General features: G+C 67.0%; 23 protein-coding genes. 9 read left to right on the top strand and 14 right to left on the bottom strand.

The features are described 5' to 3' along the window. Positions 1–111: 111 nt before the first annotated feature. From ACMX2H_RS05520 to ACMX2H_RS05550, 7 genes are all read right to left on the bottom strand, one after another. Complete coding sequence (locus tag ACMX2H_RS05520; protein ID WP_414959468.1) at positions 112–849, bottom strand: gamma-glutamyl-gamma-aminobutyrate hydrolase family protein; 738 nt, start codon at positions 847–849, stop codon at positions 112–114. Beyond that, a complete protein-coding gene (locus ACMX2H_RS05525) occupies positions 846–1,577 on the bottom strand; it encodes an ABC transporter substrate-binding protein (protein WP_414959469.1) in 732 nt (243 codons plus the stop codon). Before ACMX2H_RS05525 ends, ACMX2H_RS05520 begins: the two co-directional genes overlap by 4 nt. Further along, entirely contained in the window at positions 1,574–3,001 is a 1,428-nt protein-coding gene (locus tag ACMX2H_RS05530) for a glutamine synthetase family protein (protein WP_414959470.1), read from the bottom strand. Before ACMX2H_RS05530 ends, ACMX2H_RS05525 begins: the two co-directional genes overlap by 4 nt. Positions 3,002–3,037: 36 nt before the next feature. Beyond that, positions 3,038–4,288: an NAD(P)/FAD-dependent oxidoreductase gene (locus ACMX2H_RS05535; protein WP_414959472.1), complete on the bottom strand. Its 1,251-nt coding sequence runs from the start codon at positions 4,286–4,288 to the stop codon at positions 3,038–3,040. A gap of 2 nt (positions 4,289–4,290) precedes the next feature. Next, entirely contained in the window at positions 4,291–4,482 is a 192-nt protein-coding gene (locus tag ACMX2H_RS05540) for a ferredoxin (RefSeq protein ID WP_136784494.1), read from the bottom strand. Between the two features lie 61 nt (positions 4,483–4,543). After that, positions 4,544–5,743 carry a cytochrome P450 gene (locus tag ACMX2H_RS05545; protein ID WP_414959474.1) on the bottom strand — a complete coding sequence of 400 codons (1,200 nt, stop codon included), beginning with the start codon at positions 5,741–5,743 and terminating at the stop codon, positions 4,544–4,546. Between the two features lie 80 nt (positions 5,744–5,823). Next, positions 5,824–7,329, bottom strand: coding sequence for an APC family permease (locus tag ACMX2H_RS05550; RefSeq protein WP_414959476.1), 1,506 nt, complete (start codon positions 7,327–7,329; stop codon positions 5,824–5,826). Between the two features lie 544 nt (positions 7,330–7,873). Here ACMX2H_RS05550 and ACMX2H_RS05555 point away from each other — a divergent pair. Next, the gene (locus tag ACMX2H_RS05555; protein ID WP_414959609.1) at positions 7,874–9,004 is read left to right on the top strand and encodes a CaiB/BaiF CoA transferase family protein; all 1,131 of its coding nucleotides are present in this window, start codon (positions 7,874–7,876) and stop codon (positions 9,002–9,004) included. A 3-nt stretch (positions 9,005–9,007) separates the two neighbouring features. On the opposite strand, the gene ACMX2H_RS05560 is transcribed toward ACMX2H_RS05555, so the two are convergent. Then, a complete protein-coding gene (locus ACMX2H_RS05560; RefSeq protein WP_414959478.1) occupies positions 9,008–10,582 on the bottom strand; it encodes a PucR family transcriptional regulator in 1,575 nt (524 codons plus the stop codon). 280 nt (positions 10,583–10,862) lie between these two features. On the opposite strand from ACMX2H_RS05560, the gene ACMX2H_RS05565 reads away from it, so the two are divergent. The 6 genes from ACMX2H_RS05565 (at position 10,863) to ACMX2H_RS05590 (ending at position 18,362) form a co-directional block, all read left to right on the top strand. Continuing rightward, the gene (locus tag ACMX2H_RS05565) at positions 10,863–12,035 is read left to right on the top strand and encodes an acyl-CoA dehydrogenase family protein (protein WP_414959480.1); all 1,173 of its coding nucleotides are present in this window, start codon (positions 10,863–10,865) and stop codon (positions 12,033–12,035) included. A 39-nt stretch (positions 12,036–12,074) separates the two neighbouring features. Further along, on the top strand, positions 12,075–13,544 hold the full coding sequence (locus ACMX2H_RS05570) for an aldehyde dehydrogenase family protein (RefSeq protein WP_414959482.1): 1,470 nt from the start codon (positions 12,075–12,077) through the stop codon (positions 13,542–13,544). 139 nt (positions 13,545–13,683) lie between these two features. Beyond that, positions 13,684–14,493 (top strand): gamma-glutamyl-gamma-aminobutyrate hydrolase family protein, encoded by an 810-nt coding sequence (locus tag ACMX2H_RS05575; RefSeq protein ID WP_414959484.1) that lies wholly within the window; start codon positions 13,684–13,686, stop codon positions 14,491–14,493. Between the two features lie 415 nt (positions 14,494–14,908). After that, positions 14,909–16,321 carry an NAD(P)-binding domain-containing protein gene (locus ACMX2H_RS05580; RefSeq protein ID WP_414959610.1) on the top strand — a complete coding sequence of 471 codons (1,413 nt, stop codon included), beginning with the start codon at positions 14,909–14,911 and terminating at the stop codon, positions 16,319–16,321. A 194-nt stretch (positions 16,322–16,515) separates the two neighbouring features. Continuing rightward, positions 16,516–17,625 carry a CapA family protein gene (locus ACMX2H_RS05585; RefSeq protein WP_414959486.1) on the top strand — a complete coding sequence of 370 codons (1,110 nt, stop codon included), beginning with the start codon at positions 16,516–16,518 and terminating at the stop codon, positions 17,623–17,625. A gap of 113 nt (positions 17,626–17,738) precedes the next feature. After that, complete coding sequence (locus ACMX2H_RS05590) at positions 17,739–18,362, top strand: class I SAM-dependent methyltransferase (protein WP_414959488.1); 624 nt, start codon at positions 17,739–17,741, stop codon at positions 18,360–18,362. A gap of 67 nt (positions 18,363–18,429) precedes the next feature. On the opposite strand, the gene ACMX2H_RS05595 is transcribed toward ACMX2H_RS05590, so the two are convergent. Further along, a complete protein-coding gene (locus ACMX2H_RS05595) occupies positions 18,430–18,609 on the bottom strand; it encodes a hypothetical protein (protein WP_414959490.1) in 180 nt (59 codons plus the stop codon). A gap of 1 nt (position 18,610) precedes the next feature. After that, a complete protein-coding gene (locus ACMX2H_RS05600) occupies positions 18,611–18,835 on the bottom strand; it encodes a hypothetical protein (protein ID WP_414959492.1) in 225 nt (74 codons plus the stop codon). A 153-nt stretch (positions 18,836–18,988) separates the two neighbouring features. On the opposite strand from ACMX2H_RS05600, the gene ACMX2H_RS05605 reads away from it, so the two are divergent. Continuing rightward, entirely contained in the window at positions 18,989–19,192 is a 204-nt protein-coding gene (locus ACMX2H_RS05605) for a YegP family protein (protein ID WP_414959494.1), read from the top strand. Between the two features lie 75 nt (positions 19,193–19,267). Here ACMX2H_RS05605 and ACMX2H_RS05610 read toward each other — a convergent pair whose 3' ends face one another. The 3 genes from ACMX2H_RS05610 to ACMX2H_RS05620 form a co-directional block, all read right to left on the bottom strand. Continuing rightward, positions 19,268–19,657, bottom strand: coding sequence for a hypothetical protein (locus ACMX2H_RS05610; protein WP_414959496.1), 390 nt, complete (start codon positions 19,655–19,657; stop codon positions 19,268–19,270). Between the two features lie 31 nt (positions 19,658–19,688). Further along, a complete protein-coding gene (locus ACMX2H_RS05615; RefSeq protein WP_414959498.1) occupies positions 19,689–20,225 on the bottom strand; it encodes a J domain-containing protein in 537 nt (178 codons plus the stop codon). Positions 20,226–20,388: 163 nt separating this feature from the next. Further along, entirely contained in the window at positions 20,389–20,811 is a 423-nt protein-coding gene (locus tag ACMX2H_RS05620; RefSeq protein WP_414959500.1) for an Hsp20/alpha crystallin family protein, read from the bottom strand. Positions 20,812–20,928: 117 nt separating this feature from the next. On the opposite strand from ACMX2H_RS05620, the gene ACMX2H_RS05625 reads away from it, so the two are divergent. Further along, positions 20,929–21,240, top strand: a complete 312-nt coding sequence (locus ACMX2H_RS05625) for a MerR family transcriptional regulator (RefSeq protein WP_414959501.1) — start codon at positions 20,929–20,931, stop codon at positions 21,238–21,240. Here ACMX2H_RS05625 and ACMX2H_RS05630 read toward each other — a convergent pair. Continuing rightward, positions 21,206–21,988 (bottom strand): glycosyltransferase family 2 protein, encoded by a 783-nt coding sequence (locus tag ACMX2H_RS05630; protein ID WP_414959611.1) that lies wholly within the window; start codon positions 21,986–21,988, stop codon positions 21,206–21,208. The genes ACMX2H_RS05625 and ACMX2H_RS05630 overlap by 35 nt on opposite strands. Positions 21,989–21,990: the final 2 nt, after the last annotated feature.

Here is a 21,990-nt window from a genome sequence, read left to right on the forward strand (position 1 = left end):
GGCGCGAAAGCCCCGTAAGAGAGTTGCCTGGGGTCCCGGTGCGCGGAGCGTGCGGGGCAGGCTGCGAACGGGCGGCGGAGCCAGCACTGCCGGAGCGTCCCGGCCGGCCGCTCACCGCGCACCTGCCCCGGCCAGACCGTCCTCGGTAACGGAACGGCGCCGTGCAGCCGCCTGCACCACCCACTGGAACAGGGCGTGGTCGCTGGCATTGGTTTCCGCGGTGTCCTCCGGGTGCCACTGGATCGCCAGTAGCGGCGCTCCGGGTACTTCCACCGCTTCCACTACACCGTCCGCGGCCGTCGCGGTGACGGTCAGTCCTTCGCCCAGAACATCGACGGCCTGGTGGTGATAGGAGGAGACGTCCACGGTCTCGCTGCCGACGACCTCGGCAAGCAGCGAACCGGCGGCGACTCCAACCGGATGGATGGCACCCTTGTGCTGCACGTCCCCCGGGCCGAGGTGCTGGATCAGCGTGCCGCCGCGGCTTACATTTAGCAACTGCAGACCGCGGCAGATGGCCAGCAGCGGGACGCCTGCGGCGACGCAGCCTTCGATGATCCCGGCCTCGTACGCGTCCTGTCCCTCATAGTCGGTGGGCCAGTGGTGCTCGTCCGGCTCCGCTCCGTACAACGACGGCGACACGTCCGCCCCGCCCGGCAGCACCACACCGTCCAGCCGGGCGAGCTGTTCCCTCGGGGAATCACCGGTTCCCGGAAACAGGATCACCGGCTCGCCCCCGGCCCGGACGATACAACGGAGCACTGCGGCGGCAACCGCGACGCCGTCGTAGCGCAGGCCGTGGACCGAGGTTGACCACATGCCCGGCACCCCGATCAGAGGACGCGTCATGCCCGGACCTCGGTGGTCAAGGGGAACGGCAGGTGCGGCATCCACTCGTCCCAGACTGCGGCCAGCCGGCCGTCCGAGATCACGGCGGCCAGCGCGCTGTTGAGCCCGGCCAGCAGCTGTGGGTTGTCCTTCGCCACGCCGACGCCCCAGTGGTTGCCGGTCCGGGCGGTGAAGGCCACATCGTAGGCGGGGTCCTCCCCTAGCGGGACGGTCACGACGTCGTCGTCGATCATCGCGTCCACCTCGCCGTTCCGCAGCGCCGCGAGCATGTCGCCGAAAACGTCCTCGGTGGCGCCGAAGGCCACCGGAATGATCCCGGGGAACGTGGAGGCCAGCCGCATGTTGGCGCTGCCTTCGATGGCCCCGACGCGGTAGCCGGAGAGGTCTTCCGGGGCACGGGCCGGATCGCCCTTGCGCACCAGGACCGTCTCGTCGAACACGGCGTACGGCTCGGTGAAGTCCACCACCGCTTGCCGCTCGGGGATGATGCCCTGGCCGCACCAGACGGCGTCGACCTTGTGGTCGCGCACCGACGGGAGCATGTCGTCCCAGGCCATGCATGCCCACTCGATGTTCAGGCCCATCGCGGAGGCCACCAGTTCGGCAGCCGCGGGTTCATATCCGCGGCGCTTGCCGCTGGCATCGGCCCGGCTGAACAGGGGCGGGGCCTCGGAGTCGATGCAGGCCAGCCGCAGGATTCCCGGGGTGAATGTCTGCACGCCGCTCACGGGATGGTCTCCCAGTACATCTCGCGGTCCCATTCGGTAATGGCGCCGCAGTAGCGGGCCCATTCCTCCTGTTTGAGCTGGGTGTAGATCGCCACCAGGTCCTCGGGCAGCGCCGCCGTGAGGTAGGTGTCGGAGACGAACGCGTCGATGGCGTCGCCCAGGGTGAGCGGCAGTTGGCCGCCCACCGGGCCGTCGGCACCGCCGTCGGGCAGCCCGGGATCCAGTTGGCGGTCCAGCCCGTCCTGCATGGCGGCGATCAGCAGCGTGTGGGACAGGTAGGGGTTCACGGCGGCATCCGGCACGCGGTATTCCATCCGGCCGTTCGACGAGATGCGGATCAGGCAGCCGCGGCTGTCCAGTCCCCAGTTGGCCAGGCTTGGCGCGAACTGGCCGGCATCCCAGAACCGCTTATACGAGTTCACGGTGGAGGCCATCACGGCCATGGAACCTGGCGCGTGGGCGAGCAGGCCGCCGATGGCGTGCTTCGCCGTCTCCGAGACGTGCAGTTCCACCCGGCCGGCGTCCTCGATGACGTTGGTGTCACCGTCCCACAAGCTGAGGTTGTGGTGGCAGCCGTTGCCCATCTGCCCGTTGTACGGCTTGGGCATGAAGCTGGCGGTCACACCGAATTCGCGGGCCACCTGCTTGCAGATCTGCCGGTAGGTGACCAACCGGTCGGCGGTTTTTTCCACCCGGTCGTACATCCAGTTCAACTCGATCTGGCCATCGTCCTCGTAGTCGCCCTCGATCATGTCCAGGCCCATGGCGGTGGCGTAGGTCACCAGCTGCTTGTAGATGGGGCGCATCCGCTCCAGGTTCTCCACCTGGTAGGCGGGGCTGGTGCCCGGCTTCTTGACGACTTCCAGGCCGGGGCCCTCCCAGGTCATCTCCGGCTCGGTGCCGGATCGGACCTCGAAGCCAGTCCGGGCGGTGAACGCCTCATGGGAGCGGATCAGCAGGGACCGGGTGTCGACCGGCATCAGCCGGCCTCCCACCTCCGGCAGGTGCGGCGGCTCGTAGGCGGTGCAGAAGATCCGCGCCACTTTCGTGTCCCACGGCAGCACCACGAAGGTGTCCGGTTCCGGAAGTGCCCAAAACTCGCGGGCCTCTATGCCCCCGCCGATCAGGTTGCCGTACCGGTCGTTCTGCAGATCGGACAACGCAGTGCGGTGGAAGCAGATGCCCTTTTCCAGATTGCGGCGGAAGTGGTTGGCGGGAACCATCTTCGCCACCATGCGCGAGCCGATCGTCGGCAGCGCGTAGTAGACGTATTCCACGCCGGCTTCTTCGATCTTGCGGCCGAGTTCGCGGACCGTTTCAGGACGCAGGTTGCGTTCTTGGTGGCGGGCGAACGCATCGCGGTCGTTCAAGGCCGCCAGCATCTCGACGGCGGCCGGGTCAGGCCGTACGGGTGTCAATGTCATCTCTGTCTTCTTTCGGGTCGGTGGCCTCGCGGCCGTCTAGACAGCTGCCAGTTGGGAGCCGGCGGGCAGGCCGGCGTCGGTCACGAGCTTGCGGTAATGCAATTGGCGGTCCGCGGGCAGCGCGGAGGTAACGGCGCCGATCAGCCGACCGCCGAGGTAGTAAGCCACAGCGACGCCCTCAGCGGGCCGGGACGGATCCCCTTCCAAAACCTCAATTCGGTCGGCGACGGCGGGGCTGCCCACACCCTGGACGCGGATGCCGAAGATGTCGGTCCAGAAGGAGGGCAGCGGCGCAGCCGGTTCTGCCGCAGGGGTGCCGTTAAGGCCCGCGACCAGTGCCGGCGCCGCGATTTTGGCGGTGTCGGCCGGGGTGGTCCAGTGCTCTACCCGCCGGGGTCCGGTGCCGGCTCGCCGGTCCGGGTAGCGGGCCACGTCGCCGACTGCCACGACGTGCTCCGTTCCGAGCACCCTCAGGTGCCCGTCGCAGAGCACGCCGTCGGTCAGGTCCAGACCGTTGCCGGCCAGCCACTCGACGTTTGGCTTCGAACCAACAGCCTCAATCACGGCGTCGGCCCGCACCTCGCGGCCCCCGGTCAAACGGACCCCGGTGCAGCGCTGCTGCCCGTCGGTTCCTTCGTCCTGCCAGGTGAACGCGGCGACGCGTTCACCTGAAAGGCACTCGACGCCGCGTTCGGTCAAGAAGTTGCGCATGCCTTCGCTCAGTTCGCGGCCGAGGGTGAGCTGCATCGGCCCGCTGCTCCCCTCGATCAGCGTCACGCGGCAGCCCAGCAGCGTGGCGGTGGCCGCTGCCTCGCAGCCGATGAATCCTGCGCCAACCACCACAATCCGGGCGCCAGGCTGCAAGTCACGATGCAGCCCCAGCGCGTCCTCCAGGGTGCGGATGACGTGCCGGCCGTGCAGCGGTCCGGGAACCCGGACGCGTGCCGGCCGCAGCCCGGTGGCCACCACCAGGCCGTCGTAGCCCACACGCTCGCCAGTAGAGAGGGTCAGGGTCCGGGCGGTGAGGTCTGCGCCGGTGACCGGGGCGCCGAGCTTCCATTCGATGTCGGCGGCACTGCGGCGCTGCCGCAGCGTCACCGTCGCCAGCGCTTCCTGGAACGAGCCGGGCGACTTCAACAGTTCCTTCGTGAGCGGCGGCCGGTTGTACGGAGGGTGGGCCTCCCCGCCCATGACAGTGATCTCCTCCTGCCAGCCCGCCGAGCGTAGTTGTTCTGCGGCTCGCAAACCTCCCATCGAGGCTCCGACGACGGCGATCCTGCGGGCCACGATCAGTCCTTGAGGAAGATCGCTTGGACAGGGCAGACGTCGATGGCTTCTTCGACCACGTCCAGAAGCGAGTCGTCGAAGGTCGGCTCGTATTCAAGGACGCCGTCCGGGTTCATTCGGAATACTTCCGGAGCGGCGATGGCGCACTGGCCATGGTTGTCGCACAAGCTGCGATCGACATCAACGGTCTTCATGGGGATCCTGCTTTCTGTTGGCGCTGTAGTGCGGGGAGCTGTAGTGCGGTGGAAGGCTGGGTCAGCCGCGCGGCGTGAAGCCGATCGGCAGGCGGGTGGGTCCGGTATTGCCGGAATCCGGAAGCCATTCGTCTCCCCCGATCAGCTGCGGGTCGGCAAGGCGGCTGGCGAGCAGCGGCAGGGCCTCGCTCATGTCTGCCCGCGCAACGAAGTGGCCCAGGCAGTGGTGCACACCGCCGCCGAAGCCGTAGTGCGGCGCGTGTTCGCCGAGCAAGTCCATCTCCGGGTTGGGGAAGGCCAGCGGGTCGGTGCCCGAGGACTGGGTGAAGAGATGCACCGTGGTGCCCTGGGCAATGAAGAGGTCCTGATACGTGAAGTCCTCCACGGCTTCCCGGGTGACCCACGTGACCGTCGGATTGGTCCGCATGACTTCTTCGACGGCCTTCGCGCCCAGCTCCGGGCGCTCCGCCAGCAGTGCCCACTGTTCCGGGTTGCGGATGAAGGACTGCATCGCCAGGCCCAGCTGGTTGCGAGTGGTGTCCATGCCGCCGAAGATCAGCAGTACCAGCGCGTTGCGCAGCTCTTCGTCGCTGAGCCGGTCGCCGTCGCGGCTGGCCAACACCAAACGGCTGACGAAGTCCTCCCCCGGGTTGGCCTGCCGGTCCTTAATCAGCTCGTCGGCATATTCGTACAGCTCTGCAACGGCCGCCTCGACTTTGTCCAGATCCCGTTTGAAGGTCACTCCGAGGGCCAGGCCCACGGTGGAAGCCAGCCGGGCGATCTTCGGCCACTCGCTCTCCGGAATGCCCAACAGGATGGTGAGGACCCGAGTGGCATATGGCTCAGCGAAGTCACGGATGAACTCGCACTCGCCCTGGTCGATGAACGCGTCGATCAGCTCGTTGGCCAAGGCCTGGAACCGCGGGACCAGATCCTTGATCAGCCGGGGCGAGAACGCCGGATTGAGGAGCCGGCGGATGCGGTGGTGGTCCTCGCCTTCCAGCACCAGCAGATTCTTGGTCCACCAGTCGTAGAACAAGCCGCCGTGCACCCCGTTGTGGGCCGGCCATTGGGCACTGCCCTGCTTGAGCTTGGGGCTCTTGAGCAGCTTGCTCACCTCGTCGTACCGCAGCACGGCGATCCCGTAATTGGTCCTCGCGTACCAGCTGGCCTCGCGTGCGTTGCGCAGCTCTTCGGACTGCATGGCGAACGACGGGTCCGAAATGTTCAGGTACGGAATGTCAACAGTGGGCGTACTCATGGTTGGAGCCTTTTCCTTGTTTTGCTCTCGGTGAATTGCTGGGCTGGAAGGCCCGGACCGGGGTGCCGGCCGCTGGGGTGCTAGGCGGAAAGCGGCCCGGCAGGTATCGCATCTCCTGCAGGTGCGTCGCCCTTGAGGTAAGGCTTCTTCCAGACCATGTAAACCAGGCCCACAACCACCACCCCGACGGCGGAGATCAGCACCAGGTAGTTGACGAACCAGCCTGCTTCGGGAGTCCGCGGCCATGCCATGTTGACCATGCCGATCACGCCCCAGGTCAGGGCTGCGATGTTGATCGGGATCCCCCAGCCGCCGAGCCGGAAGGCACCGTTGGCCTTCCAGCCCTTGAGCTTGGCCCGCAGCGAGGCGAGGACCACCATGTGGAAGCCCATGTACATCCCCATCGCCGCGAACGAGATGATCGTGACCAGCGCGTCTTCGGAGACCTTGGAGCCAACCACGATGATGGCCGGAACCAGGCCAGCCAGCAGCAGGGCGTACGGTGGCACGTGACGGGTTTCGCTGAACTTGCTCAGAAGCTTGCTGCCCGGCAGGATGCCGTCACGGGCCATTGAGTAGGCCAGCCGTGAGGATGCTGCCTGCAGGCTCAGGGCGCAGGACACGAAGGAGATCAGCACGATGCCGAGGACCACCTTGAAGCCAACCGGTCCGAAGGCCGAGAGCAGCACGTTGCCAATCGGATCGGTGTCCTCACCGGAGATCACGGCACCGAAGTCCGGCACGGCCAGGATCAGCGACAAGCAGACGAACATTGCCGCGAATCCGCCAATGTAAATGGTCATCCGCATGGCCTTGGGAATCCGCACTCCCGGGTTCGGCACCTCTTCGGCCACGTCGCCGCAGGCTTCGAAACCGTAGTACTGGTAGATGCCGATGAGGCCGGCCGCGGCGAAGGCGATGAAGTAGTTGCTGCCTTCTCCTGCCCCGAAGGTCTGGAACAGCACGCTGAGGTCGTGTTCGCGGGCAGTGGTCATCAGCCAAACGCCGACGGCGATCGCTCCGCCCAGTTCCGCCAAGAGACCGAGCATGGCAACCTTACTCAGCACCTTGGTGCCGCCAAGGTTCAACACGGTAGCGAGGGCAATGACCACGAGCGCGGAGATAATCACCGAGTCAACGGTGCTTTCCATCCCCAAGAGCAAGCTGAGGAACGGCCCGGCCCCGTAGGAGACGCTGGCGATGGTTGCCAGCAACGCGCAGAGGTAGATCCACCCGTTCATCCATCCCCACTTGCGGCCCCAGAGGCGGCGGGCCCACGGGTAGACGCCACCGGCCACCGGGTAATTGGAAACAATCTCGCCGAACACGGTGGCGACCAGCAACTGCCCGACGCCAACGATGACCAGGGACCAGAACATCGGCGGTCCGGCCATGCCGAGCGATGCAGCGAAGAGCGAGTAGATCCCCACGACCGGGGAGAGGTAGGTGAACCCGAGGGAGACGTTCCCCCAAAAAGTCATTTCGCGCTTGAATTGCTTCTCATACGAGTAACCAAGGCTGGCAAGGTGTTCGGCGTCTTCATCGACGCCCGGACCGCCAGCGGGTCTCGTCATTTCGGCTGACATTGCGCTCCTTCAAAACGGATAGTCCGTGCGGTGGACGCTGCACAGGAGTCTGCTGCCCCCGCTTGTGATTGAGATCACATCTAGTCGATCTCGGAAAAACCCTACAAATGAATGTTTTATTTGGCAAGGGCTTTTTCCGGCCCGCTTCCGGCCCGCCCTACAGATGCCTGCCTGGTTCATCTATTGACAGAGGCGTCGGCCGGACGTCCGCGCTGGACCCTTCGTCCGTCCTGCCCGCCGTGCGCTGTCGAAAAAAGCTTCAGCGGCACAGCTTTTGCAGGAAGCACTCGGGAGCATGCCGGGCCATTGGGACCGCTGCGGATCCACGTTCGCCACGGCGGATACTTTCCAGAGCCTGCGAACCAGCTCAAGCCGCGGCGTGTACGGCTGGATGAAACCGCCAAGGTACCGGATGGAATATCCCTGCCCAGGCTGCCCGCGCTGCCGTAAGCTCAAGCGCACACCAAGCTCGCAGGGAGGAACGACAGTGCCTGACCCATCCAGCGCTTCGGCGCCCGCTGCGGCAGACAGGCCGCTCGAGGGGCTGCTGGTCGCCGACTTCTCCCGCGTGCTGGCCGGCCCGCTGGCCACCATGACGCTGGCCGATCTCGGCGCGCGGGTCATCAAGGTGGAGCGCCCGGGCACCGGTGACGACACCCGCAGTTGGGGGCCGCCGTACTCCGCTACCGGCGCAACATACTTCGAAAGTGTGAACCGCAACAAGGAATCGATCTGCCTCGACTTGACCGCGAGCGGGGACCGTCTGCTGGCGAAGAAACTGGCGCTGGCTGCGGACGTAGTGGTGGAGAATTTCAAGCCCGGCGGGATGGACAAGCTAGGGCTCGGGTACGAGGAGCTCGCTTCGGCGAACCCGGGTCTGGTCTACGCTTCCATCTCCGGTTTCGGTTCCGCCGAGGGCGCCTCACTTCCCGGCTACGACTTCATTGTCCAGGCGGTCGGCGGCCTGATGAGCATCACCGGCGACGCCGACGGTTCACCCTACAAAGCGGGTGTCGCCTTGGTCGACGTGCTGACCGCGAAGGACGCGACGATCGGGATCCTGGCGGCGCTCAACGCCCGTGCCGTCTCCGGTCAGGGCCGTCGCCTCGAGGTCAATCTGTTGTCCAGCCTGCAGGGTGCCCTCGCCAACCAGGCCCAGGCCTGGCTGGGTGCAGCCACGGTTCCCCGGCGGATGGGCAATGAACACCCCTCGATCGTGCCTTACCAGTTGCTGGCCTGCGCCGACGGTCCGCTGGCGGTGGCGTGCGGCAACGACGGGCAGTTCCGCCAACTGGCCAACGTCCTGGGGGTGCCCCGGTTGGCGGACGACGCACGCTTCGCCACCAACAGCGCGCGCGTCCAACACCGCACGGAACTCATTCCGCTGTTGGAGCAGGCTCTCTCCTCGTCGTCCGCCTCCGTGTGGCAGGACAAGCTGACCGGCGTGGGTGTTCCTGCCGGTCCTGTCGCCAGCATCGACGAGGGCATCAACTTCGCCGAGTCACTCGGGCTGTCGCCCACCATCGAAGTCCATGATGCCGCCGGACGGCCCGTCGGCCGACAGGTCCGCCACCCGGTCACTTGGAGCCCCGCGTTTGAAGCGCGTACGGCCGCCCCTCCCGCGCTGGGCGAACATACCGAATCCGTGCTGGAGTGGCTGCGAACGCTGGATTAGCCCTCACAGCCCATGCCGGCGCAGGGCCAGCCAGAGGAGCGCGGCAACATCCGGATCGTCGAGGTCAACACCCAGCAGCCGCTCGGCCACGGCCATGCGATGGCGCAGCGAGTTGCGGTGGACTTTGAGGTGGCGGGCGGCATCCTCCCAGCGGCCCTGATGCCGAAGGTAGGCTGCCACCGTCTCCAAGAGCTCCGCCCGGGAGTACCCCGCGAGCGCTGCCACCCAGGCGTCGGCGCGCGCCTCGTCGTCGGCATCCAGATCCACCAGCGTGCCGGCGGGAGCGGCAACGGCAGCACGGTGCACCGCTGACATCGCCCCGGCGACGTCCTCCAAGGTCAGCGGTTCAGTCCAGGCGGCGGCAGTCTCGATGTCGGTCGCCGCAGGCCCCGGATCCGCCGCGGCCGGACCGGCGGATCCCTTGCCTCCTGTCCAGGCCAGGAACTCCGCATCTTCCTTCCCGGCTTCCTGCTGGCTCCCTGCTGCCAGTTCAACCTGCCGGGCATCCAAGAGGAAGTAGCCCACGGCGTCGTCGTGATAGCGAAGCATGCAGGTGGTCACCGCCGCAGCCGGCAGCGGGCTGCCCTCGGCCCGTTGGAGCCGGGGCAGCACGCCGGCAAGCGCAGGGAGAACGTCCGCCGTGGGGCTGCGCAGTGCCAGGACGCGGACGCGTTCCGGCAGCGGTCCGATCTTCCCGTCGTCGGCCACCAGGCGTGCGGCCTCCACTTGGCCTCCGGCAATCAGCTTCGCGACGACGGAGCCCAGCGCCGCCGTGGTGCCCCGAAGTTCGTCGCGCTGCTGGGCCTTCAAGGCCAGCAAGACGCACACCGTCATGATGATCTGCCGGTCGGCTTTGGTCAGCGTCCGGCCGGAGCCAATGGCCAGGAAGCCGTCGATCCGCCCTTGGACGAGGATCGGATACTCCACCACGGGTGTGCCGTGCAGCCAGAAGGTGGCGGCAGAATGAGTGCCGGCAATGTTGAGCCGGGCGGTTTCCTGCTTCAGATGCGGCAGCAGCGAGAGCGCATTCGCCGGCCAGACGGTGGCTTCCGTGCCGTCGCCGGCGGGCAGGTAGGCCACCCAGCCGCCCAAGGCCTGCGCCAAGCCGCGCACCACGGAGGGCAAAGCATCCACGCGCATCGTCGCGCGGGCCAGCGCGGTCTGCGTTCCCAAGTTCGCAATGAGCCCGGCCTGATCACTGCGCGAGGCCAGCTCCCAGAACATCCTCGAGACGTCCAGGAACGGCACACCGTCAGGGACTACCAGCAACTCCACCCCTGCGGCAGAGCACGCGCGGACCAGCTCCGGCGGCACGCTGTCCAGCCCTTCGCCCAATCCCAGCCCCAAGGCAGCCACCCCTTTGGCAGCCAGCCGCTGCACGTATTCGTCCACCGCATCGGCGGTCCCGCCCAGCGGTATGCCGGTAGTTAGCAGCAACTCCCCGCCCTCCAGATAGGCGCCGGGATCCGTCAGCTCGGAGACGTGGACACCGGAAAGCTGGAGGCCCGGCACGGGGCCAGGCACCGCGGGCCGGAGCGACTCTCCAAGTTCATTGCTGAGCTGGGCAAGGGAAACCATGGGCTGATTATCCAACAGGTCCCGACACTTTGGGCAGAACATCCGATGACTCGGGACAGGTCCGGCGATTAGCGTTGCGTTATGACCGTCTGCTGCCTCTCCGCTGGCAGCGTGCCCGCCATTGACCGTGCCACTTCCGGGCGCATCGTCACGACCGGGCATAGCGCCGCATCCGACCACAGCGTCATGGCCGCATCCCCGTCTCTGAGCTGACGCCGGGCACGCTCAGCGCACCGCCGTCGTCGTCCCCCATCCCCCGTCGTTGACAGAAGGAAAGCACATGTCCCAGGACCATGACCTGATCGCCCTTGATTCCCTCTTGACCGAGGAGGAGCGGATGCTGCAGAAGGACGTCCGCTCCTTTGTGGACAGCGCAATCAAGCCGAACATTGCCCGCTGGTATGAGGACGCCGTGTTCCCGCTGGAGATTGTGCCGGAGCTGGCGAAGCTGGGGCTGCTCGGCATGCATCTGCACGGCTACGGCTGCGCCGGGCGCTCCGCGGTGGAATATGGGCTGGCCGGCGCCGAACTCGAAGCCGGCGACTCCGGCCTGCGCACCTTCGTCTCGGTGCAGGGCTCGCTGGCGATGAGCGCCATCCACAAGCACGGCTCCGAAGAACAGAAGCAGCAATGGCTGCCCCAGATGGCGGCCGGCGAAGCGATCGGCTGCTTCGGCCTGACCGAACCCACCGCAGGCTCCGACCCCGCCAACATGAAGACCTTCGCCCGCCGCGACGGGGACGGCCCCGACGCCGACTGGGTACTCAACGGCTCCAAGCGCTGGATCGGCCTTGCCTCGGTAGCCAAGGTCGCGATCATCTGGGCCCAAACCGACGACGGCGTGCGCGGCTTCATCGTCCCCACCGACACTGCCGGCTTCACGGCCACTCCGATCGAGCCCAAGCTCTCCATGCGGGCCTCCATCCAGTGCGACATCGAACTCACCGACGTCCGCTTGCCCGCCGACGCGCTGCTGCCCGGAGCCACTAGCCTGCGCGGGCCATTCGAATGCCTGAACGAAGCCCGCTACGGCATCATCTGGGGTGCAATGGGCGCCGCCCGCGACGCCTGGCAGGCCGCCGTGGACTACTCCAAGGAACGGATGCAGTTCGACAAACCGCTGGCCGGCTACCAGCTCACCCAGGAAAAGCTGGTCAACATGGCGCTGGAAATCAACAAGGGTTTCCTGCTCGCCCTCCACCTGGGCCGGCTCAAGGACGCCGGCCAGCTCCAGCCGCACCAGATCTCCGTGGGCAAGCTCAACAACTGCCGCGAAGCCATCGAGATTGCCCGTGAGTGCCGCACCATCCTCGGCGGCAACGGCATCACCCTGGACTATTCACCGCTGCGCCATGCGAACAACCTCGAATCCGTGCGCACCTACGAAGGCACCGACGAAGTCCACACCCTGGTCCTCGGCAACAAGATCACCGGCATCCCCGCCTTCCGCTGACCATTGGCGTAAACATTCGGCGACCGAGCAAGGAGCATCATGAGCACTCCGGTTCAACTGCAGCACTACATCGGCGGCACCTGGTGCGACGGCGACGGCCCGCGCATCGCCAGCACTAATCCGGCCCGTCCGGACCAGGTGGTGGCGGAAGGCCGGCAGGCCGGTCCGGCGGAAGTGGACCGGGCCATGGTCGCGGCTGCCGCCGCCCAGCGGGAATGGGCGCGCACGCCTGCCCACGACCGCGGCGCCGTGCTGCTGCGCGCCGCCGTCGTGATGGAAGAGCACGCGGAGGAGTGGGGGCTGGAACTGTCCCGCGAGGAGGGAAAGACGCGCGCCGAGGGCCGCGGCGAAGTGCTCCGGGCCGCACAGATTTTCCACTACTACGGGAACGACGGCGACCGCGGCGCCGGGGAGATCTTCGCCTCCCCGCGGCGCGGCGAACAGATCCTGGTCACCCGTAAACCGCTCGGCGTGGTCGGCGTGGTCACGCCCTTCAACTTTCCGATCGCCATCCCGGCCTGGAAGATCGCCCCGGCGCTGGCGTACGGCAACACGGTGGTGTGGAAACCCGCCAGCACAGTGCCGTTGCTGGCCCTCCGGCTGGCGCAGGCGCTGGAGGCTGCGGGCCTGCCCGCCGGGGTATTGAACCTGCTGATCGGCCCCGGCTCGATGGGCAACGCCCTGGTGAACCACCCGGGGCTGGACGGCCTGACCTTTACCGGCTCCACCGGCGTCGGCCGCCAACTGGCAGCGGCCGCTGCCAACCGCGGCGTGCCGGTGCAGGCGGAGATGGGCGGCAAAAACCCGGCCATCGTCCTTGCGGACGCGGACCTGGAACTCGCCGCCGAACAGGTCATGCTCGGTGCCTTCCGATCCACCGGCCAGAAGTGCACCGCCACCTCCCGGCTGGTGCTGGCGGAATCCATCGCCGACGAGTTCCTGGCCAGGCTGAAAGAACGCGTCGAGTCCCTCGTGGTCGGCGATCCGACGGACCCGGCGGTGCAGATGGGGCCGGTGGTCAATGACAGCGCCCGCAAGTCCATTCTGGAAGGCCTCTCCACCGCCCGGGCCCAAGGCGCCTCGGTGGTGGCCGGCGGGGAGCCGTACGACAACGGCGACCTCGCCACCGGGTACTTTGCGCCGCCCACCATCCTGGAACTGCCCGCCGGGCGCGAGCTAGACATCTGGCGCGAGGAACTCTTCGGCCCGGTGCTGTCCGTGCGGCGCGCCGCCAGCGTGGAGCAGGCGTTCGAGCTCGCCAACGACGGCGAGTACGGGCTATCGGCCGCGCTGTTCACCCAGGACCTCAGCCGTGTGCTCGAAGGCATGGAGGATCTCGACGTGGGGATCCTGCATGTGAACTCCGAAACCGCCGGAGCGGACCCGCATGTGCCCTTCGGAGGAGCGAAGAAGTCTGGCTACGGGCCGAAGGAACAGGGAGCCGCGGCGAAGGACTTTTTCACGCACACCACCACCGTGTACCTGCGCGGCGGCACCCCGGCCGCGTAGCGGCCGCCGCCGTCGTGGTTTCCTTCAGAGCCACCAAGAACACCTTGCTTCCCCCTTCGTCGGAAAGTTGCGTGGCCGACGTAGCATCTAGATCAACCAGCACCAACAGTCCCATTCCTTCAGAGACGATGAGGTCAAAGTGCCCGCACCTGTCGCGGATGTCCTGACAACCCAGTCCGCCCGCCCCCGCATCCTTGTCAGTTGCTCGCTCAGCGGTCCCGAGAATGACGCCTGGCTTATTGATGACCTCACTGCCTACGCCGACAACATCGGCCGCGAGCTGCACTCCCAGGAGGCGGACTTCGAGCTCCTGGACGTGGGCGCCGCCGCATCCTGGACGATGGACGCTGCCACCCATCTCAAGGGATTCGATGGCCTGCTGGTCCTCGGCGGCGGGGATATCCACCCATCGCTCTACGGACAGCACCCGATAGCGGCGCCCGGCTACGGCGTGGATGCGCGCGTCGACGATGCGGAGATTGCCCTGGTTCGAAGCGCTGTTGCCGCAAGGCTGCCGGTGATGGGGATCTGCCGCGGCATGCAGGTCATCAACGTGGCTCTCGGCGGGACACTCATTCAGGATCTTGGTCCGGAGTCCATCCATCAGGTGCATACCGAAGCTCCGGGCATGAGCGACCATGAGGTAGTGATCCAGCCGGACACGCTCCTCGCGTCGGCCTTGAGGGCGGGAAGCGCGACGGTGCGTTCCGGCCACCATCAGGCGGTCCAGGAGCTGGGCATCGGGATGCTCGCCACAGCAGCGGCCCCGGACGGAGTTATCGAGGCCATTGAGCACGAGGACCGCTGGATCCTGGGCGTGCAGTGGCACCCGGAGGATCCTGACACGATCCCCGGGCAACTGGCCGCCCTGATGCGCGCCTTCACCGACCAGTGCCGGCCCAGCGAGCCTCCGGCTCCGCTTCCCGGCGAGCGGACGATCGCGGCCTGATTTCCCGCGTCTGAACGAACCCGGCCGCCCGTTGAGCCGGCTCGGTTCGGGCCGTTTTGGGCTTCGCCGGCGAACTCGGATTCTCCCTCGGTAGCAGAATTGTTGAGGAGCGCTAAATCCCGGTGGCATTTTGACTTAATCTCCCTAAGGTGTTGCCATGGAATGCAGGTTCACCGGTGTTACTGGATCTTCGGTGAACCGCTCCGAATCGATCGTGCAGGCCCCTCGCCTGCCCGCGGACACGGTGCCCGTCTCCCACTCGGGATTGATTACTCAGGGCCCGGCGCGCTCTCGCGCCGCCAGTGTTACCGCCGCGCACCATGCGCCTTTCCACCGCCACCGGTGCGCCACTACGGCCGTTCTGTGGATTCGGAGCGTCGAACCTGACGGACAGATCCAATGGATGAGGAGATGCATTTATATGCGAGTCGGAATCATTGGCGCAGGACCCAGCGGCATGGCACAGCTGCGCGCGTTCGAATCGGCCCGGCAAAAGGGAGCCGAGATCCCGGATATTGTGTGCTTTGAGAAGCAGTCCGATTGGGGCGGACAGTGGAACAACAGCTGGCGCACCGGCCTGGACGCCGCCGGCGAGCCTGTCCACAGCAGCATGTACCGGCATCTGTGGTCCAACGGGCCGAAGGAAGTCCTCGAATTCTCCGACTACACCTTCGACGAGCACTTCGGCCGACCCATTTCCTCCTTCCCGCCGCGCGAAGTCCTGTTCGACTACATTGCCGGCCGGGTCCAGAAATCCGACGTCCGCAAGTACGTCCGGTTCAACACCGTGGCCCGCTGGGTGGACTACAACGAAGACAGCCAGGAATTCACCGTCACGGTCGAGGACCTCGCGGCGCAGCGCACCGAAACCCATGTGTTCGACAAGCTCGTGGTCTCCACCGGCCACTTCTCCTACCCGAACGTGCCGGCGTTCGAGGGCATCAACAGCTTCCCGGGCGAGGTGCTCCACGCCCACGATTTCCGCGGCGCCGAACGGTTCGCCGGCAAGGACCTGCTGCTGATCGGCAGCAGCTACTCCGCCGAGGACATCGGCATGCAGGCGCACAAGATGGGCGCCAGGTCCGTCACCTTCAGCTACCGCAGTGCCCCGATGGGCTTCGACTGGCCGGAGTCCGCCGTCGAGCGCCCGCTGGTGACCCGCTTCGAGGGCCGCACCGCACATTTCAGCGACGGCACCACCGGCGAGTTCGACGCCGTCCTGCTCTGCACCGGCTACCTGCACAAGTACCCGTTCCTGCCTACCGAACTGTCGCTGCAGTCACCGAACCTGCTCTACCCGGGCAACCTCTACAAGGGCGTGGTCTGGCAGCAGAACACCAATCTGTTCTACCTGGGCGCGCAGGACCAGTACTACACCTTCAACATGTTCGACGCGCAGGCATGGTTCGCCCGCGACGTGATGCTGGACCGGATCGAGCTGCCATCGGTCGAGGAACGCGAGGCGGACATCCAGGCCTGGCTGGACCGCCAGGCCGCGCTGACCGACCACGACGCCGAGGCCGAGTTCCAGACCGAGTACCTGCGCGAACTGATCAGCCTGACGGACTACCCGGAGTTCGATCTGGACACCGTCTGCAGCCTGCTGAAGCAGTGGATGAAGGACAAGGAAGAGAACATCCTGGGCTACCGGGACAGCATCCACCGTTCCGTCATGACCGGCACCATGGCCACCCGGCACCACACACGCTGGATCAATGCCATGGATGACAGCCTGGAACGCTACCTCAATGGCCCCTCCGAGGACATGGACACGGGAGCCTTGGCCGCCCTCACCGGCGACGCCGAGCAGGCTGCCGCCCGGCGGTAGAGCCAGCCCCACCCCGCGTACGACGGCGGGTGGCACCGGAGCGCTGTCTCCGTTGCCACCCGCCGTCGTTTAGGCTCTCGTTGGTCGGCCAAAGGCCGCCAGGCCTGCGCGGAGATCCGTGCAAACCGCTTCCGCTGCCGGCGGCCGCCTGGCGGGTCTACAGTGGAGCCAGCAGTAAGAGACGAGTGGCGGCGATGGCTTCCAGCACGATCACCTTGTTCCTGGCCGGCGACGTGATGACCGGCCGGGGCGTGGATCAAATCCTGCCGCATCCCGGCTCGGCCAAGCTCCGCGAAGGCTACATCCGCGACGCCCACGACTACGTGTCGCTGGCCGAAGCGGTCAACGGCCCCATCCCGCTACCGGTGGTCCCGGCCTGGCCCTGGGGCGATGCCTTGGCCATCATCGGCGAGGCTGGACCGGACGTACGCCTGGTCAATTTGGAAACCAGCGTCACCGGCGACGGCAGCTTCGCCCCGGACAAGGGCATCCACTACCGCATGCATCCGGACAACATCGGCTGCCTCACCGCCGCCGGCCTGCACATCTGTGTGCTGGCCAACAACCACGTGCTGGACTTCGGCGTCGCCGGCCTGGCCGAGACCCTGGACGTATTGCACGCCGCAGGCCTGCGCACCGCGGGCGCCGGCCGCAATGCAGCGCAGGCCTGGCAACCCGCCCAGGTGGAATCAACCCACTGGCGGGTGCTGGTGTTCTCCGCCGGGCTGGCCTCCAGCGGCATTTCGCCGAAGAACACCGCAGGGCCGGATAGCCCCGGTTTGGTCTTCCTGCCGGACCTGTCTGGAGAAACCGCCGCACGGTTCATCGGCCATGTCAACGCGGTCAAGCGCGACGGCGATCTGGCCGTGGCCTCGCTGCACTGGGGTACCAACTGGGGCTACGAGGTTCCGCCAGGGCACGTACGTTTTGCCCGCTGGCTGGTGGATGGCGGGATTGACGTGGTGCACGGGCATTCATCGCACCATCCGCGCCCGCTGGAGATCTACCGCGGCCACCCCATCTTCTACGGCTGCGGCGACCTGATCAACGATTATGAGGGCATCGGCGGTTACCGAGAGTTCCGCGACAGCTTGCGGCTGCTCTACTTCGCCACGCTGGACGCCCGTTCCCGGGAACTGACCGAGCTGCGCCTGGTGCCGGTAGAGGCCCGGCGGATGCGCCTCGAGCGGGCCAGCAAGAACGACGGCGAGTGGCTCGGTCACGTGCTCAGCGACGCCAGCAGCGGCTTCGGCACCCGGATCAGCCTGGCCGAAGACGGCAGCCTGACTGTCGGGGTGCCGTAACGACGGCGGGCGACTCCGCCGCCCGCCCACCCGGCCCGCAAGAACCACCCCGCTTCACCGTCCGCTGCAGTACGGTGGTGCCCGACCGCCCGATCGAGGACAGGATCATGCCCATGGGACTCAGAAGCGCGCTGTTCGCGGCACAGTATGACGCTGCCATGCGCCAGGCCGAGCATGAGGAACTCGCCTCGCGCCGCGCGTCGCTGCTGTCCGGCCTCAACGGGATTGTGTACGACGTCGGTGCCGGCACCGGGGCGAACCTGCGGCACTTCCCGCCGTCCTGCCAAGTGACGGCGGTGGAACCCGATCCGAACATGCGCAAGCGTCTGCAGGCCAAGGTCGGATCAGTCGGCAACGTCCGCGTGGTCGCTGCGGGAGCCGAAGCGCTGCCGGCCGAGGACGCCAGCGTGGACGCCGTCGTCTTCACACTGGTGCTCTGCAGCGTCCCTGACCAGACCACCGCTCTCGCCGAAACCAGGCGCGTGCTCAAGCCGGACGGAAGGCTGCTGTTCCTGGAGCATGTCCGCGGCACCGGCGCGCACGCCACGTTCCAGGACCTGCTGCGGCCCGTGTGGTCCTTCGCGGCGCAAGGCTGCCAGCTCAACCGGAATACCGTGGCCGCCATCTCCGCGGCAGGGTTCAACGTGACTGTGCAGGAAGAGTTCGCGGTGGGGCCTGGCTGGCTTCCGGTCAACCCGATGGTGACAGGCACGGCAACGCCCGAAGACGGCCGATAGGCCGCTCCGGGCGCGTGGAGTTTGGCTCTGGCTTGGCCGCTGCGGGCGGAGCCAGATTGTTAGCCGGTCAGTAGCCGTAGCCGCCGGATTCCTCGGCGTTCTTAGCCTCGGCTTCGCCGTCTACGTCCGTGGAGTCAGGACCGGCCCCTGACTGTAGAGGATCCTGCTGCCCTGGATCCTGCTGCTGCTCCTGGCTGTCCTCGCTCGCCTGCGGGTCGCGGGGCTCTTCGCCGTTGTCGGTGGTCATTTTATCCAAACCCTCCCAGCTTGTCCCTCAGTCCGCCCAGCTTCTCCCCCAGGCCGCCGGGGATCTTGCTGAGCAAGGCGTCGACGTCGATCCCCAGGCTGGACAGCAGGCCCGCATCCTTCTGCGTGTCCACCTTCTCAGGCAGTTCGGAATCGGCCTTGGCTGCCTGGTCCTGGTTGCCCATCTGCTTGAGGATGTCGATGATCTGCTGCTTGTCGATCTGCATGGTGTTCTCCGATCCATGTTGATGGTCAGCGCACTGTCCACTCTCCTCACTCGGCCAAAGTGTGGCAACCCCCAAGACGTCCGCGGCTCCCGGTGGCATACTGTTTGGACGCCACAGCGCCGTGGCGTCTCCGAGCGGACAGGAGCGCAAAATATGGCTGGTCATTTCGAACTCATTGATGGACCCGACGGCGGGTTTCGGGTCAGGATGTTGGACGGCGACGGATCGCTGATGGCCGAGTCGGTGACCTTTCCGTCCGTCAGGGAAGCCCTGGACGGCATCGAACGAGCCCGTGAAATTGCCGGCACCGGTCGCGTGGTTGACCGGTCGAGTGCGGCCGCGCAGTCTGACTCCTAGCGGCATCCGCGAAATGGGGTACAGGAGCGGTCGCGCCCGCTGGAGTTCAGCAGACGAGCACCTCCGGACCGCCGGCTAGGAACGGCCGCTTTCCGGGCCGAACAGGAATTCCTCCGCGTGGGCCACGGCCTTCTTAAACGAGTCGTTGCGCAGTGCCAACTGGTCGGGCCCTCCGCTCTCCGTGTACTCGGTGATCCCCGGGCGCAGCACCCAGATTCCGCCAGCCGGCGGCAAGTAGAAAACCGCGAAGGACCGGTGCTCCGCATGGTCCTCCCAGACCGGAACCACGGCCGCGGCCGCGCCGGTGTCCACGTTGATCCACTGCGCCCGGGGCCGCGGCTGGCCCTCCTCGAAGACGCTGGGGTCGAGGAACGGAGCGGTTCCCGGCCCCCACCGCTCCTCGAACCGTTCATGAAACACCGGAAACAGATGATGGTCGTAGCGGCGCCAACTGGTGGCAGGCATGAGCCCTCCTTTAACGGTCAAGAACAATCCATCAGCGGTAGTGCCCTGGGGACGACGGCGGAGACTCACCCAGTCGGACGGCGTCCGGCGAGAGTGGTTCGTCAAAGCCCAGATACACCGGGCGGCCGGCGGGCACGGCCGGCCTGCGGTTCGGCCGCCGCTGGGATTGTGCGCGGTCCGCGGGCTCCGGCGTCCCGGCTTTGGGTGCCCCGGATTCCCCGGGTTCGGTCGCACGGGCTTCCCCGGGATCGGCCGCACGGACGTCCCCGGACTCAGCCGCAGCGGCTTCCGCGGGCTGCTGGTGATGCCGGACCGTGCCGCGTCGGGAGCTGGTCCGGTCATAGTCCGCGCGCCGCCCGGCGTCGCCCAGCACCATGTAGGCGTGCAGGATCGCCGCCGTCGTCCGCTCCCCCGCCCGAGACTCCGCATCACCCGGTGCCGATCCCCCGCCGTCGGGCTTCAGGTCCGGATGATGAGTGCGAACCAAGGCCCTATAGGCGCGGCGGATGTCGTCACTGCTGGCGTCCGGGGCAACCTGCAGCACGGCATAGAGATCGGTTTCGTTCACGATAGCCCTCCCTTCCGCCCTGCGTGACCGGTGCGGTGGTGCCCTTCAGCGGCAGCCTGATGAAGCGGCGCGATGACAGGCCGCGGTTGGTGCACCACAGAAAATGCGGCGTGGCCGACGGCTCCGCCGTGGGTTGACGGAGCCGCCGGCCCGCCGTTGCCGATCAGGCGTTGATCATCTGCTTGCCGTCACCGCTGCTGATCTCGATCTTGCGCGGCTTGGCCTGCTCCCGGATGGGAATCCGCAGCGCCAGCACGCCGGCCTCGTAGCTGGCGGTGACGTTCTCCGTATCCAGCGTGTCGCCCAGGACCAGCTGGCGGCTAAAGGTTCCCGACGGCCGTTCGGCGGCCACGACGTCCTTGCCGTCGCCGATCTTCGATGTGCGCTCCGCGCCAATGGTCAGGACATTCCGTTCCACGTCAAGGTCAATGGTGGACGGATCGACGCCGGGCAGATCCAGCTCGACGACGAATTCGTCGCCCTCCCGCCACGCGTCCATCGGCATGGCAGCGGGCCGCGCCTGGTTGCCGAAGACCTGCTGGGTCAAGCGGTCCAGCTCGCGGAACGGATCAGTTCGCATCAACATTGCAGCAGCCTCCTTCAGTCTTATTCTCTTGTTGTCCGCTCAGCTAATCTATGTCTGGCGGCACAGATATTATGACTCCGGGCTAGAATGTTTTTCAAGTCTGAAGTGGGAGGAATTTTGGCCGCAGAAAAGAAGCAGCCCCGGGCCGATCAGGGGGTGTACGCCATCTCCGTGGTCAGCGATCTGGTGGGTGTGGGTGAGCAGACCCTGCGGCTCTATGAGCGGCGAGGGCTGGTGGAACCGGAGCGCACGGAAGGCGGCACCCGCCGGTACAGCCGGGATGACGTGGACCGGCTACGCCGCATCGGCGAGCTGGTGGGCGACGGCGTGAATCTGGCCGGCGTGGGCAAGGTGCTGGCGCTGGAAGAGGACAACGCCGCGCTGCAGCAGAAGCTCAAGTCCGCCGAAAGGCGGGCCGCCGAGCGTTGACTCGGTCCAGCCAGCGCTGGCCGGGTGACTGGATTGCCCAGTTCAGCTTCAGCGTTGCGAAGGCCCAGCCGAAGCGGCGGGCAAAGGCTCCGGGTCCGTTGAACATGCGGCCGGCCGCGCCAACGCGCAGCCCGCGGTCAAACCGGACGGTCGCCCAAGGTGCCAGTTGGAAGCTGAGGTCCAGGTCGTCGTGGATTCCCGCCTGGTGCCGGTGGATTTCTGCGGCACACCGCTGCCAGGCAGTGCGCCGCATGGCGAAGTTGGACCCCCACACCGGAACGCCCGCCAGAGCAGCACCGGCCCCGTAGCGGTAGCCGGACGAATAGGCGGCAGACGCCAGCCAGGCAAGCGGCCGTGGCAGGTCGTAAAACCTGCCCGGGCCAGTCAGCGCATCCAGACCGGGGTCTGCGCCGAACGCCGCGCCGATCCGAGCCAGCCAGTCCTCCGGCGGCCGGGTATCGGCGTCGCAGCGGACAATCACCTCACCGGCGGCAGCATCGTAGCCCGTGGCGGCAGCGGCCGGGATGCCCCGGCCCGGCTCGCGCACCACGCGCGCCCCGGCGTCGAGGGCCACCTGCACCGAGCTGTCCGAGCAGCCGTTGTCCACCACGATGACCTCGTCCGCGGGACGTGTCTGCCGGGCCAGCAGCGCCAGGCACTCGGCGAGCGCGGCCGCGTCGTCGAGTACGGGAATCACGACGGATAGAGAAGGCCCTTCCGGCTGCCGCACCCTGCCTGCTCCCGGCATCT

The organism is Arthrobacter sulfonylureivorans (assembly GCF_047607445.1).
Taxonomy (GTDB): Bacteria; Actinomycetota; Actinomycetes; order Actinomycetales; family Micrococcaceae; genus Crystallibacter; species Crystallibacter sulfonylureivorans_A.